The sequence below is a fragment of the Scandinavium goeteborgense genome (assembly GCF_003935895.2).
Lineage (GTDB): Bacteria > Pseudomonadota > Gammaproteobacteria > Enterobacterales > Enterobacteriaceae > Scandinavium > Scandinavium goeteborgense.
This window is the reverse complement of sequence record NZ_CP054058.1, coordinates 1,824,742-1,838,830: the sequence shown is the minus strand read 5'-3', so window position 1 is coordinate 1,838,830 and position 14,089 is coordinate 1,824,742. Positions and strand designations below refer to the sequence as shown.

At 52.8% G+C, this 14,089-nt stretch carries 13 protein-coding genes; 4 read left to right on the top strand and 9 right to left on the bottom strand.

The window, feature by feature from the left end:
* Positions 1-55: 55 nt before the first annotated feature.
* Together dadX and A8O29_RS09575 are read right to left on the bottom strand one after the other, a co-directional pair.
* Entirely contained in the window at positions 56-1,126 is a 1,071-nt protein-coding gene (gene dadX / locus A8O29_RS09580; protein ID WP_125351763.1) for a catabolic alanine racemase DadX, read from the bottom strand.
* A gap of 9 nt (positions 1,127-1,135) precedes the next feature.
* A complete protein-coding gene (locus A8O29_RS09575; RefSeq protein WP_125351764.1) occupies positions 1,136-2,434 on the bottom strand; it encodes a D-amino acid dehydrogenase in 1,299 nt (432 codons plus the stop codon).
* Between the two features lie 320 nt (positions 2,435-2,754).
* On the opposite strand from A8O29_RS09575, the gene A8O29_RS09570 reads away from it, so the two are divergent.
* The gene (locus A8O29_RS09570) at positions 2,755-4,287 is read left to right on the top strand and encodes a SpoVR family protein (RefSeq protein ID WP_110512282.1); all 1,533 of its coding nucleotides are present in this window, start codon (positions 2,755-2,757) and stop codon (positions 4,285-4,287) included.
* Between the two features lie 52 nt (positions 4,288-4,339).
* On the opposite strand, the gene fadR is transcribed toward A8O29_RS09570, so the two are convergent.
* On the bottom strand, positions 4,340-5,059 hold the full coding sequence (gene fadR, locus A8O29_RS09565; protein ID WP_110512281.1) for a fatty acid metabolism transcriptional regulator FadR: 720 nt from the start codon (positions 5,057-5,059) through the stop codon (positions 4,340-4,342).
* 216 nt (positions 5,060-5,275) lie between these two features.
* Between fadR and nhaB the strand changes: the two genes are divergently transcribed.
* Both nhaB and dsbB read left to right on the top strand, forming a co-directional pair.
* On the top strand, positions 5,276-6,832 hold the full coding sequence (gene nhaB, locus A8O29_RS09560; protein WP_125351765.1) for a sodium/proton antiporter NhaB: 1,557 nt from the start codon (positions 5,276-5,278) through the stop codon (positions 6,830-6,832).
* Between the two features lie 135 nt (positions 6,833-6,967).
* A complete protein-coding gene (gene dsbB / locus A8O29_RS09555) occupies positions 6,968-7,498 on the top strand; it encodes a disulfide bond formation protein DsbB (protein ID WP_125351766.1) in 531 nt (176 codons plus the stop codon).
* 115 nt (positions 7,499-7,613) lie between these two features.
* Here dsbB and A8O29_RS09550 read toward each other — a convergent pair whose 3' ends face one another.
* The 4 genes from A8O29_RS09550 to A8O29_RS09535 all read right to left on the bottom strand — a co-directional run bounded on the left by A8O29_RS09550 (position 7,614) and on the right by A8O29_RS09535 (position 10,434).
* The gene (locus A8O29_RS09550; protein WP_125351767.1) at positions 7,614-8,075 is read right to left on the bottom strand and encodes an Hcp family type VI secretion system effector; all 462 of its coding nucleotides are present in this window, start codon (positions 8,073-8,075) and stop codon (positions 7,614-7,616) included.
* A gap of 30 nt (positions 8,076-8,105) precedes the next feature.
* Positions 8,106-8,306 carry a hypothetical protein gene (locus tag A8O29_RS09545; RefSeq protein WP_125351768.1) on the bottom strand — a complete coding sequence of 67 codons (201 nt, stop codon included), beginning with the start codon at positions 8,304-8,306 and terminating at the stop codon, positions 8,106-8,108.
* Positions 8,306-9,010 carry a hypothetical protein gene (locus A8O29_RS09540; RefSeq protein WP_125351769.1) on the bottom strand — a complete coding sequence of 235 codons (705 nt, stop codon included), beginning with the start codon at positions 9,008-9,010 and terminating at the stop codon, positions 8,306-8,308. Before A8O29_RS09540 ends, A8O29_RS09545 begins: the two co-directional genes overlap by 1 nt.
* Before the next feature lie 554 nt (positions 9,011-9,564).
* Positions 9,565-10,434 (bottom strand): siderophore-interacting protein, encoded by an 870-nt coding sequence (locus A8O29_RS09535; protein WP_125351770.1) that lies wholly within the window; start codon positions 10,432-10,434, stop codon positions 9,565-9,567.
* A gap of 210 nt (positions 10,435-10,644) precedes the next feature.
* Between A8O29_RS09535 and A8O29_RS09530 the strand changes: the two genes are divergently transcribed.
* The gene (locus A8O29_RS09530) at positions 10,645-12,834 is read left to right on the top strand and encodes a TonB-dependent siderophore receptor (protein WP_125351771.1); all 2,190 of its coding nucleotides are present in this window, start codon (positions 10,645-10,647) and stop codon (positions 12,832-12,834) included.
* Between the two features lie 57 nt (positions 12,835-12,891).
* On the opposite strand, the gene A8O29_RS09525 is transcribed toward A8O29_RS09530, so the two are convergent.
* Both A8O29_RS09525 and A8O29_RS09520 read right to left on the bottom strand, forming a co-directional pair.
* Positions 12,892-13,335 (bottom strand): YcgN family cysteine cluster protein, encoded by a 444-nt coding sequence (locus tag A8O29_RS09525; protein WP_168713814.1) that lies wholly within the window; start codon positions 13,333-13,335, stop codon positions 12,892-12,894.
* Positions 13,336-13,429: 94 nt separating this feature from the next.
* Complete coding sequence (locus A8O29_RS09520) at positions 13,430-14,089, bottom strand: fumarylacetoacetate hydrolase family protein (RefSeq protein ID WP_110512275.1); 660 nt, start codon at positions 14,087-14,089, stop codon at positions 13,430-13,432.

Below are 14,089 nucleotides of genomic sequence, written 5' to 3'. Positions count from 1 at the left end.
TGCCGGACAATTCCCTCTCCCTGTGGGAGAGGGTTAGGGAGAGGGGAAATACACGTCACTCAATCACAACCGGTACGCGCATCGCCAAAGCACACATCAACTCATAGCCCACAGTGCCGCAACGGCTCGCCACGTCGTCGATTTTAATCTCTTTACCCCACAGCTCGACCGGCGTGCCAATCCCGGCCTGCGGGCACGGCGTTAAATCCACCGCCAGCATATCCATCGACACTCGCCCTACCGTGCCGGTTCGAACTCCATCCACCAGCACCGGCGTACCGTCTGGGGCATTGCGCGGATAACCATCGGCGTAGCCGCAGGCCACAATCCCGATGCGCTGTTCCTGCTGGGCTTTGTACAAACGCCCATAGCCCACAGTGTCGCCCGCTTTAAGATTCTGCACCGCAATGATCTCGCTGTTCAGGGTCATGACCGGTTTCAGCCCACTGTTGGCAATATCCTGCCATTTGCCGGACGGCGACGCGCCGTAAAGCACAATGCCCGGACGAACCCAGTCGAAATGCGCTTCCGGGTGCCACAGCGTCGCCGCTGAGTTGGCGAGGGAACGCGGACAGTCCAGCCCTTCCGCCGCCTGTTCTATCTTTTGCATTGCCTCGGTGATGCCGTCGGGATTTTCCGCGTCGGCGAAGTGAGACATCAGCGTCATGTCGCTGATATTGCTCATCGCACGCAGCTGCTGCCAGACGGTATGCACCTTATCAGGGGTAAATCCGAGACGATTCATACCGCTGTTCACTTTGACGTAGACATCCAGCGGCGCTTTCAGCCTGGCGTTTTGCAGCGCTTTCAGCTGCCAGTTGCTGTGCACGGTGGTGGTGAGTCGATACTGGTCATACAGCGGTAAATCGTCAGCGTGGAAAAAGCCTTCCAGCATCAGAATCGGCCCTTTCCAGCCGCGTTCGCGCAGCAGGACAGCCTCTTCCAGATTGAGCAGCGCAAAACCATCCGTATCGTTCAGCGCACTCCAGATTCGTTCGATTCCATGACCATAGCCGTTCGCTTTAACCACCGACCAGACGCGGGAATCCGGTGCCGCAGATCGCACCACTACTAGGTTCTGCCGCAGCGCCTTTAAATCGAGGCTGGCTACAACGGGACGTGACATAACGGCTCCTTAATTGTGCGCGCCGTGCAAATGCTGAGGGCGCGAAGGCGTATAACCTGACTGATAACGGGCCACGCCCAAATCCTCGTATGGAATCGCAGGCGTGCGCCCAGAAAGCAAATCACTGAGTAGCTGTCCGGAGCCGCAGGCCATGGTCCAGCCCAGCGTGCCGTGCCCGGTGTTCAGCCATAAATTTTTATACGGTGTGCGTCCCACAATCGGCGTGCCGTCCGGCGTCATTGGCCGCAGCCCGGTCCAGAAGGTAGCCTGTTCGACGTGACCCCCACGCGGGAACAGGTCGCGGACAACCATTTCCAGCGTCTCGCGGCGCGCGCGCAGCAGTTCGGTGTTAAAGCCGACAATCTCTGCCATGCCGCCAACGCGGATCCGGTTATCGAATCGTGTTATCGCAATTTTGTATGTTTCATCAAGAATAGTCGATACCGGCGCGCCATCGTCCTCTTTGACCGGGATAGTCAACGAGTAGCCTTTCAGCGGGTAGACCGGGATATCAACGATGCCTTTCAGCATTGAGGTGGAATACGAGCCAAACGCCATAACGTAGGCATCGGCTTTGATGATTTCATCGCCGCATTTCACGCCATAAATCTGGCCGCCTTCCGACAGCAATTTGTCCACCGGCGTGTTGTAGCGGAACACCACCCCCGCCTCTTCCGCCATTTTCGCCAAACGCTGGGTAAAGAGCTGACAGTCGCCGGTTTCATCGTTAGGCAAGCGCAGGCCGCCAGTGAGCTTGTGCGCCACTTCCGCCAGCGCAGGCTCCACTTCCGCCAGACGGCTGGCTTCCAGCAGCTGATACGGCACACCAGCGTCCTGTAGTACCGCGATGTCGCGGGTGGCGTTTTCATACTGCTGTTCGGTGCGGAAAAGTTGCAGCGTGCCGCCCTGACGGCCTTCGTACTCGATGCCCGTGCTGTCGCGCAGCGCCATCAGGCAGTCGCGGCTGTATTCCGCCAGCCGCACCATGCGGCCTTTGTTTTCCATGTAGTGGCGGGTGTCGCAGTTGCGCAGCATCTGCCACATCCATTTCAGCTGGGTCGAGGTGCCGTCGAGGCTGATGGCCAGCGGCGCATGGCGCTGGAACATCCATTTAATCGCCTTCAGCGGCACGCCCGGTGCGGCCCACGGCGCAGCGTAGCCGGGAGAAATTTGTCCGGCGTTGGCGGCACTGGTTTCCAGCGCCGGGCCCGGATCCCGGTCGATGACCGTCACATCGTGTCCAGCCTGACGCAAATACCAGGCGCTGGCCACGCCCACTACCCCACTTCCGAGGATAACCACTCGCATAGCGACTCCAGATTCGTAAAAGAACAATCTTCTGATTACAAATTGATAACTCAGACGAAAATATTATTCAACATACGCTTTTTTTATGGTGACTTACCTCACACATGCCCATATCACAAAGGTATGCGCGGTTTTGAAATCTCCTGCTGTGGCGTTATTTTCGTCAGCACAATATTCTGGTAATTGTGATTTTTGTCGCCGTTGACGCAGGGAAATCTCGAAGAAAAATATTTGCTGTTCGCGCGTTCAGGCGGCGGTGTTCTATTCTTGATAGTGAGGCTCTCCACACAGAGAGGGCCGCCAACAATGAGGGCGCGCTAATGGCTACGATTGACTCCATGAATAAGGACACCACACGTCTGAGCGATGGACCCGACTGGACCTTCGAGCTGCTGGATACCTATCTGGCGGAAATCGACCGGGTGGCGAAGCTCTACCGCCTCGACACTTATCCCCATCAAATCGAAGTCATTACCTCCGAGCAGATGATGGATGCCTATTCCAGCGTCGGGATGCCTATTAACTATACCCACTGGTCGTTTGGCAAAAAGTTCATCGAAACCGAGCGGCTCTACAAACACGGCCAACAGGGGCTGGCGTACGAAATCGTCATTAACTCCAACCCGTGTATCGCCTATCTGATGGAAGAGAACACCATGACCATGCAGGCGCTGGTCATGGCGCACGCGTGCTACGGGCACAACTCTTTCTTCAAAAATAACTACCTGTTCCGCAGTTGGACCGACGCCAGTTCGATTGTCGATTACCTGATTTTCGCGCGTAAATACATTACCGAGTGCGAAGAGCGCTACGGCGTTGACGAGGTAGAAAAACTGCTCGACTCCTGTCATGCGCTGATGAACTACGGCGTTGATCGCTACAAACGTCCGCAGAAAATTTCGCTACAAGAAGAGAAAGCGCGACAGAAAAGCCGCGAGGAATATCTGCAAAGCCAGGTGAATACCCTGTGGCGTACGCTGCCGAAGAAAGAAGAAGAGAAAACCGTGGCTGAGGCCCGGCGCTATCCGTCCGAAGCGCAGGAAAACCTGCTCTACTTTATGGAAAAAAATGCCCCGCTGCTCGAATCCTGGCAGCGTGAGATCCTGCGCATTGTGCGTAAGGTCAGCCAGTATTTTTATCCGCAGAAACAGACTCAGGTGATGAACGAAGGCTGGGCGACATTCTGGCACTACACCATCCTGAATCATCTGTATGACGAAGGGAAAGTGACTGAGCGGTTTATGCTGGAGTTTTTGCACAGCCACACCAACGTGGTGTTCCAGCCGCCGTACAACAGCCCGTGGTACAGCGGCATTAACCCGTACGCACTCGGTTTTGCGATGTTCCAGGACATCAAACGCATCTGCCAGTCGCCGACGGAAGAGGATAAATATTGGTTCCCGGACATCGCCGGCTCCGACTGGCTCGAGACGCTGCATTTTGCGATGCGCGACTTTAAAGATGAGAGCTTCATCAGCCAGTTCCTGTCACCGAAAGTGATGCGTGATTTCCGCCTGTTTACCGTGCTCGATGATGATCACAATAACTTTTTGGAAATTGCCGCGATCCACAATGAGGAAGGCTATCGGGAGATTCGTAACCGGCTGTCCTCCCAGTACAACCTGAGTAATCTGGAGCCGAATATTCAGGTCTGGAATGTAGATCTGCGCGGGGATCGTTCTCTGACGCTGCGCTACGTGCCGCATAACCGCGCACCGCTGGATATGGGCCGTCGCGAGGTGCTCAAGCACGTGCACCGCCTGTGGGGCTTTGATGTGATGCTGGAACAGCAGAATGCCGACGGCAGCGTCGAACTGCTGGAACGCTGCCCGCCGCGACAAAATCTCCTGTGACAGAAACGCAAAAGCCGGGTTTTCACCCGGCTTTTTACTGACTGCGTTGTGATTAACGGCCGTGAATGGCCAAATCACCTGGCAGTGTTTTCTGCATTTTGTGCCAGACCAGGCCGGACTCGTGGCCGTAACGACGCACGGTTTCATACACCTGCTCGTGATCGCCCTGCTCACACACTTTCGTCAGCTGGTGATAGAAGCCCAGCGCCAGGCTGCGCGCTTCTGGATTGGCAAAATAGTGGCGACCAATACGGGTATACAGCCCTTTCATGCCGTTGAGGATCAGGCCATAAATCGGGTTGCCGGAGGCAAACGCCAGACCGCGGAAAATGCTGTAGTCGAGCTCGGCAAACGCGTCGGCGTGGTCTTCCACTTCACGTGCGGTGGCCAGCACTTTCAGCGCGTCTTCCGGATGCTGACGGAACGCGGTGCGGATAAAGATGGTCGCGATGTTGGTACGCACAGAGAGCAGATTGTCGATCAGCTGCGGCACGCGGTCGTGATCGAGGCGCGCCAGCGTTTCGAGAATATTTAAGCCCGAGGTTTCCCAGAAATTGTTCACTTTGGTCGGTTTACCATGCTGAATGGTCAACCAGCCGTCGCGTGCCAGACGCTGTAATACTTCGCGAAGGGTGGTGCGTGTGACGCCGATCAGTTCAGAAAGCTCACGCTCTGCGGGGAGAATAGTGCCTGGGGCAAAACGGTTATTCCAGATACTTTCAATGATGTACTCTTCCGCGAAACCCGCCGGGCTCTGCGCCTTAATGACCATAGTGAGATTTCCATTATACAGCGTTGCTAATAATGAACTCATCATACCAGAGCCGATAAGGGGCAGATAGCGCATCGCCGCAATTAAAAGGGGATCGCTGTTTTATTTTAAAATTTAGTTCTCCCCGGCTTTGCTTGCTTGCAGCGGCTTCAGGGCGGATACTTCATGGTTCACTTCCAGTAATTTGCTTACTTTTGACGGGATCGGAAATCTGTCGTGGATATATCAACCTCTCGTGCGCTATGGCGCAATTTTCTCGGTCAGTCACCGAACTGGTACAAACTGACACTCCTGCTGTTTTTGGTTATCAACCCTGTAGTCTTTTTCATTGATCCGTTTGTCGCGGGTTGGTTACTGGTGGCGGAGTTTATCTTTACGCTGGCAATGGCGCTGAAATGCTATCCCCTTCTTCCCGGCGGCCTGCTGGCGATTGAAGGCGTGATGGTGGGCATGACTAGCGCCGAACACGTGCGTGAAGAAATTGCCAGTAACCTCGAAGTGCTGCTTTTGCTGATCTTCATGGTTGCGGGCATCTATTTTATGAAGCAGCTGTTGCTGTTCATTTTCACCCGCCTGTTGCTGACTATTCAAAGCAAGATGCTGCTGTCGGTAGCCTTCTGCCTCGCTTCCGCATTTTTATCGGCGTTCCTGGATGCGTTGACCGTGGTGGCGGTGATCATCAGCGTCGCGGTCGGGTTTTACGGCATCTATCATCGGGTGGCGTCAGCGCGTCCGACCGATAGCGACATGCTCGATGACAGCCATATCGACATCCACAATAAAGAAGTGCTCGAGCAGTTCCGCAGTTTCCTGCGAAGCCTGATGATGCACGCCGGTGTGGGTACGGCGCTCGGTGGCGTGATGACGATGGTGGGTGAACCGCAAAACCTGATTATCGCCAAAGCCGTGGGTTGGCATTTTGGCGAGTTCTTCCTGCGTATGCTGCCGGTCACGCTGCCGGTGTTCTTCTGTGGCCTGTTAACCTGCCTGCTGGTCGAAAAATTCAAACTGTTCGGCTATGGCGAACAACTGCCAACCAGCGTGCGCGCCGTACTGAAAGATTTTGACGTGAAAAGCAGCGAGGAGCGTACGCGTCAGGAAACGCTCAAGCTTGTGATTCAAGGCATTATCGGCGTCTGGCTGGTTATCGCCCTGGCGCTGCATCTGGCGGAAGTGGGCCTGATTGGCCTGACGGTGATTATCTTTGCGACCTCGCTGACCGGCGTGACCGATGAACATGCCATCGGCAAAGCGTTCACCGAAGCCCTGCCGTTTACCGCCCTGCTGACCGTATTTTTTGCCGTAGTGGCGGTGATTATCGACCAGCATCTGTTTGAGCCGATCATCAGCTACGTATTGCAGGCGTCACCGCACGCGCAGCTGTCGCTGTTTTATCTGTTCAATGGCTTGCTCTCGTCAATTTCCGATAATGTGTTTGTCGGTACGGTGTATATCAACGAGGCGAAATCCGCGCTGGAGAACGGGGCGATTTCTCTGCCGCAGTTTGAAATGCTGGCGGTGGCGATTAACACTGGCACCAATCTGCCTTCGGTGGCGACACCGAACGGTCAGGCGGCATTCCTGTTCCTGCTGACGTCGGCCCTCGCGCCGCTGATTCGCCTCTCGTATGGCCGGATGGTGTGGATGGCGCTGCCTTACACCATCGTGCTGACGATTGTTGGCCTGCTGTGCGTAGAGATGACGCTGATGCCTTTCACCGACTGGATGACGGCCCACGGCTGGATATCGAGCGCCTCTCTGCCTGTCCATTAAACGCCCTCTGAATAACGCCCGGACCCTTTTCCGGGCGATTCATTCCCTTTTACTTAATTATTCACACCTGCATAGTGGCGCGGTAAATGTTTTCGTTTACACTGCGGTGTCTTAGCATGTTCCAGGGAAATGATTATGTTGCGATTTTTAAACCAGTGCTCACGCGGTCGCGGAGCGTGGTTATTACTGGCGTTAACTGCGTTTGCGCTGGAGATGGTGGCGCTGTGGTTCCAGCACGTGATGCTGCTGAAGCCTTGCGTACTGTGTATCTATGAGCGCAGCGCATTGTTCGGCGTGATGGGTGCAGGCATTGTCGGTGCCATCGCCCCGCAATCACCGCTGCGTTATGCCGGTATTTTGATTTGGATTTACAGCGCCTGGCGTGGCGTTCAGCTGGCGTGGGAACACACCATGATCCAGCTCCATCCGTCCCCGTTCCAGACCTGCGACTTTGCCGCTCGCTTCCCGAGCTGGCTGCCGCTGGATAAGTGGCTGCCGCAGGTGTTTGTGGCGTCTGGTGATTGCGCCGAGCGTCAGTGGTCATTCCTGACCCTGGAAATGCCACAATGGCTGGTGGGGATTTTTGTCGTCTTCCTGGTCATCGGCCTTCTGGTGTTGATTGCCCAGCCGTTCAAACCGAAAAAGCGCGACCTCTTCGGAAGGTAAACGCAAAACGGCAATCCTGAGATTGCCGTTTTAGTGTCGGCTCCCTCTCCTCTAGGGAGAGGGAGCCGATGGAAAAGGGAATCCAGTTGGAATCCCTTTTTGCATATTCATAGAGTTATGCGGTCGCTCTTTCGTTCCAGGCATCTTTGAAGATTATATGCCCATCAATATTTAACCACGTAATAGTCTCATAACGTATCTGAATTTCTTCAATATGAGTGCTGACATTTCCAGTTGGTGCAAGCAAAGGTGTTGCGGATACTATTTTAACGTTCTCCATACTTATGTTGAAGTATTCAACTTCTATCCCTGCCTCAACGATATGATACATTTTTATTGTGGCGCTCTTTAAAATTCTTCCTTGGCACAATGCGCGGTATAGTAAAGGTGTTGCTCTATCAAATTCTTTCTCAAAAGTAATGGGCCGGTGGATTCGTGTACCTGTTAGCTTTCCGGTATTACTGTCCGTTGGTATCCATATATTATGAGAGAATGACTTAAGTTCAAATGATCCCAACCGAGTCGGCATTACGCAAGGACCAACAATAGGGGAATTATTTTCGTCTGTCAGCCACATATATGCTGGAATTGTTACTTTTTTTCCTTCTTATTTCATTCGGATATGAATATATAGCGCTACAGCATTAACCACAACAGCGATAGCGCCAATAATTGAAATGGCTGTGATTACATTTTCGATATAACTTGCAATAACTACCGCTATAATTAAAACTATAAAATTTGCGCCATAAGTCATCATGAAATCAACGCATTCATGTTTAGCCCATCTTCGGAGAAATGCTTTCATTATCGCATCATCCTTGATATAGCATAGGCAATATCGGTATTGGTTGCATTAGTTTCTTTTATATATCTACTTTTTTCTATAACAGGCTCAATTAAAAAATACATCATTTCAAGATCATGTAAACATAATGCCTTATAATATTGCGGAGCTAATCTCTTTAATCTATTTGCACTTTCCGAAGCTTGCTGAACTATACCGTACAACCCAAAGGCAGTGACAGCGGCAGAACTGGCTTTGGCTATCATTTTTGTTATTGCCATATCAATTGAAGCATTCAGGCTTAAACTATAACAAATAGCGCTGGTTGTTGAGTAAATAAGTCCAGCTTTTGTTAGTTGCCCTTTTGAAATATGAACATTTAAATTCAGGAGATTTCTTTGTATTGATGTTATGTTCTCAGGGCTTCTTTTTTTCAATAATTCATCAATATAAATTTTTATCATATCTGATATTATTTTTCGTTTCTTAATAAGTTGAGCTATACCATAGAGAAAACGAATATCTTCCTCAGCCATAGTCGTGCATACATCTTTATAGTTATCAGTTAGACATGAGGCGTAATAACTCAATCGTTTTAGTCCGTCGCCAATTGTACTAAATTGTTGCTCTACGCCTTCCATTACCCCAGTGAAAGCATGATCCAGCTTTAGAGCTAGCGCTCTGTCTGACTCAATCCTACTGATAATCAAATTGCTGTGATACATGTAATATCCCTATGCCACATTTAATATTAGTGACATACGTGTATATTACATGATGGTTATAATTTGTGATGGCGGTCATGCTTTTATCAATCAATCATTGGGAACCCAAAAAACCTCCTATTTCTATAATGATAGAAGATAGGAGGCTCTCTTTTATTGATTGTGTGAATAATTACTTTTTGTCCGCGTTATTTATTTTGCGATAGCGTCTAATATTATCACTCAATATTGATGCGACATAAAAGGATTAGGTTTTTCGGAGTTCTCTTTTTGTGTCCCGGCCTATTTTTTCGCTCCAGTTTGCCAACTACATTTCATAACGCACATCCGGGAAAATGTGAGGTCCATTCTTCAGCATGAGCGTATCGACTATTTTTTCTCAACAAGGCAATAAAGACGTTAAAAAATCAATACCTTATTTCTTATATTTTCTCACATCAACTTCAATTTATTTGATATTTCCCCCTGTGGGAGAGGGCCGGGATGAGGGCATCAGGCTGCAGGAATCTTTATATGCCCGGCGGCGCTCTGCTTGCCAGGCCTACAATGTCTCGTCATGCCCTTCCCTGCGCCCAGTACGCCATAAAGCTCGCACACTCTCGGTTGAGCTGCTGTTTCTCAATCAGGCTGCGACGCAGGTTTTTCACCAGCGTTGATTCCGCCGCCACCCAGGCCTGAAAACCCGCGGCCTCACTCGCCCTTTCCCACAGCAGCGATCCATCCAGACTGTGCTCTTCCGTCGACTGCTCGCCCGCCAGCGCATACGCCGGGAGCGTCACTTCACGTTCTACCGTACTCAGCAAATCATCCTGCCTGTCGCGCGCCAGCCAGCGTACGTCGGCGAATGGGAACACCTGCGGTTGAAAATCCGCCTCATGCGGCACCGTGAAAAAGGCGTGCACGCACGGCGGATTCGGTTTTTTCGCCAGCTGCTCCAGAATCCCCATTGCCGCAGGCAGCGCCGTTTCGTCAGCAATCAGCAGTGCCTGCCGCAGGCTGTCGTTGTCCAGCCATTCATATCCGCCGCTGTTCTCGTCAGAGGCACCATTCGGGGCCACCATTTGCAGTGCATCACCCGGCGTGGCGTGCGTTGCCCAACGTGACGCTGGCCCGCCGTCACCGTGCAGTACAAATTCCACGTCCACTTCCTGCGCATCCAGCCGCAGTTCGCGCAGCGTGTAGGTGCGCATCACCGGGCGTTTCGCTTTCGGCAGCGCCAGATAATCCTGATACCAGCTGTCGCTCACCGACATGGTGGCCGTTTCTTCCCCCTCAGCGGCGAAGAGCAGTTTGATGCGTTGATCCGGCGATTCATGTTTCATCTGCGCCACATCACGCCCGGTAAACACGCAGCGTAAAAGTGATGGCGAAATCTGAATCCGTCGCGCTAAGACGACGTTAAAAATACGATAGCCCGCGGCCATATCACGACTCCTGTCGAGGGAAACGGCGTTCCAGTGCTGTCTGACGACGCGCGGAATACCGCCACAAAGTGTGGGTAAATCATGGAGATAATGAAAACAAATATGACAAAATGAGTTGCCAGTGTAAACAGAATGAATATCATAACGATAATTATTATCAATATTGACACATTATTACCTTCTGTTACGACTATCGGGAAATGGATAACGATGAAGCGCAGCACTCTTTGGATGTTGAACCCTTGTTTACTGGCTATGCTTTCCGCCTCGGCCTGGGCTGAAACGCAAAAGGAAGACACGCTGGTGGTGTCCGCCAGCCGGGCCAATCACGCCGTGGCCGATATGGCACAAACCACGTGGGTTATTGAACAAGCGGACATTGAGCAGCAGGTCCAGGGCGGCAAAGAGTTGAAAGAGGTGCTGGCGCAGCTGATCCCGGGCATGGACGTCAGCAGCCAGGGGCGCACCAACTACGGCATGAATATGCGCGGACGCTCGATGATGGTGATGGTGGACGGCGTGCGCCTGAACTCTTCCCGCAGCGACAGCCGTCAACTGGATTCCATCGATCCGTTCAACATTTCACGCATTGAAGTCATTTCCGGGGCCACTTCGCTGTACGGCGGCGGCAGTACCGGCGGGTTGATTAATATCGTCACCAAAAAAGGCCAGCCGGAAACTGAAGTGGAATTCCAGACCGGTGGGAAAAGCGGTTTTAACAGCCATAACGATCATGATGAAAATATCGCGGCGGCGGTAAGCGGCGGCAACGATAACGCCTCCGGTCGTCTGTCCGTGGCGTATCAGCGTTACGGCGGCTGGTATGACGGCAACGGCGATGAGGTGATTATCGATAACACCCAAACCGGCCTGCAGTATTCCGACCGTCTGGACATCATGGGCACTGGCACAATTAACATCGATGACCACCAGCAGCTCCAACTAACGACGCAGTATTACAAGAGCCAGTCAGACGGTAAACACGGCCTGTTCCTCGGGGAAAACTTCTCGGCGGTGACCGGTGACGCCGACGCGTATAACAAGGGCAACCTTGATTCCGACCGCCTGCCGGGCACGGAACGTCATCTGATTAACCTGCAATATTCCAATACCGACGTCTGGGGGCAGGATCTGGTGGCGCAAATTTACTATCGCGACGAAAGCTTGACGTTCTACCCCTTCCCAACGCTGAGCAAAGGCGCCGTCACCAGCATTGGCGCATCCCAGCAAAAAACCGATTTTTATGGCGGGAAGCTGACGCTGAACAGTAAGCCGGTGGACGACTTGAATTTGACCTGGGGCGTCGATGTCGATCATGAATCGTTTAACGCTAACCAGCAGTTCTTCGATCTCGACAAAGCCGCAGCCAGTGGCGGGATGAAGCTCGACAACGCCTATAACGTCGGCCGTTATCCAGGCTACAGCATCACGAATCTCGCCCCGTTCCTGCAGGCGAGCTATGACATTAGCGCCATCACCTTAACCGGCGGGGTGCGTTATCAGTACACCGAAAACAAGGTCGACGACTTTATCGGTTACACGCAGCAACAGGCAATCGCCAACGGGAAAGCGACCTCCGCTGATGCGGTGCCGGGCGGTAAAACCGACTACAACAACCTGCTGTTCAACGCCGGGATCCTCGGCCACCTTACCGACCGTCAGCAACTGTGGTTTAACTTCTCACAGGGCTTTGAAATCCCTGACCTGGCGAAGTATTACGGCTCCGGGAATTACACCCTGGTTGACGGCCATTACCGCCTGAACAACAGCGTGAACGTTAATGATTCCAGGCTCGACGGGATTAAAGTCAATGCGTACGAGCTGGGCTGGCGTTTAACCGGCGACAACCTGCGCACTCAGGTTGCGGCGTATTATTCGCTGTCCGATAAAACCATCAACATCAATAAATCCGACATGACCATCTCGTTGGAAGACGATAAGCGTCGTATTTACGGGGTCGAAGGTCAGGTGGATTATTTCTTTACCGCCAGCGACTGGAGTCTCGGTTCGAACTTTAACGCCATCAAGTCGGAAACCCGTGAGAACGGCAAATGGGAGAAGCTGACGGTAGACAGCGCCAGCCCGTCGAAGGTGAGCGCATGGGTTAACTGGGCGCCGGGAGACTGGGGTTTACGCGTGCAGAGCACCCAGACGTTTGAGGTGTCGGACAACGACGGTAATAAGATTGACGGCTATAACACCGTCGATTTCCTCGGGAGCTACACCCTGCCAGTCGGTAAAGTCAGCTTCAGCGTGGAAAACCTGCTGGATGAAGAGTACACCACCGTGTGGGGCCAGCGCGCTCCGGGACTGTACAGCCCAACCTACGGCGCACCGGGTTTGTACACTTACAAAGGCCGTGGTCGTACTTTTGGCCTGAATTACTCCGTACTTTTCTGAGACCCATAAAAAAACGCCACCGGCATGACTGCGGGTGGCGTTTTCTTCATCTGACGGTTAGCCGCGATTTGGGTGATTCAGAATATGATCTTCCCAGTCGCGCACTTCCGATTCTTGCACCGCAATATGGCGCACTGAAATACGTTCACCGTGCATCGCCGCTTTTGAACCCGTCAGCAGCGGGTGCCACGTCGGCAGCGGTTTGCCTTCCGCCAGCAGGCGGTACGCGCAGGTGTGCGGCAACCATTCAAAGGTCGGCAGATTATCGCGGGTCAGTTTGATGCAGTCCGCTTCATATTCAAAACGACGCTCGTAGTTGCGGCACTGGCAGGTTTTGATGTTCAGCTGGCGACAGGCGACGTTGGTGAAGTAAATTTCATCACTGTCTTCATCCATCAGCTTATGCAGACAACATTGACCGCAGCCATCGCACAAAGACTCCCACTCGACGTCGGTCATTTGCTCGAGAGTTTTGCTTTGCCAGAAGGGTGTGTCGCTCATAGGAATGTCCGCCATTGAAAACCAGGGTGCACCTTATAACCAGTCTGGCAGACGGATGCAAGTTTTGCCGCCCGAGAGGGGCGGCAATTGATGCTTACAGCACGCGGGTCGTGAGCGAATTACCGTTGAAGGAGACTTCCAGCTCATCACCACTGCTCAGCGGGCCAACGCCTTCCGGCGTACCGGTCAGGATAACGTCCCCGCTTTTCAGGGTGAAGAAGCGGCTCATGTAGGCAATCAGCGGCACAATTTTGTGGATCATGTCAGCCGTGGTGCCCTGCTGGCGCACTTCACCGTTGATTTTCAGGCCCAGCGGCGTGTTCTGCGGGTCACTGTGGAACTCGCTTGCCGGAATAAACCCGGAGATGGGGCAGGAATTATCAAACCCTTTTGCTTTTTCCCACGGCTGCCCTGCTTTCTTCATCTTGCCCTGAAGGTCACGCAGCGTGAGATCCAGCGCTACGCCATAGCCGGCAATCGCTTTCAATACGTGTTCTTCAGTCGCCTGACGCAGCGTGCCGCCAATCAGCACAGCCAGTTCAACTTCATGATGCACAGAACCCAGACCTTCCGGTAACACCAGCGGCTGGCGAATATCGCACAGCGCGGTTTCGGGCTTAATAAACAGTACCGGCTCTTCCGGCGTGGCACTGCCCATTTCCTGAATGTGTTTCGCGTAATTACTGCCTACACAAACCACTTTACTGACCGGGTAATCCAGTAGCGCGCCCTGCCAGTTATGATGTTGATACAT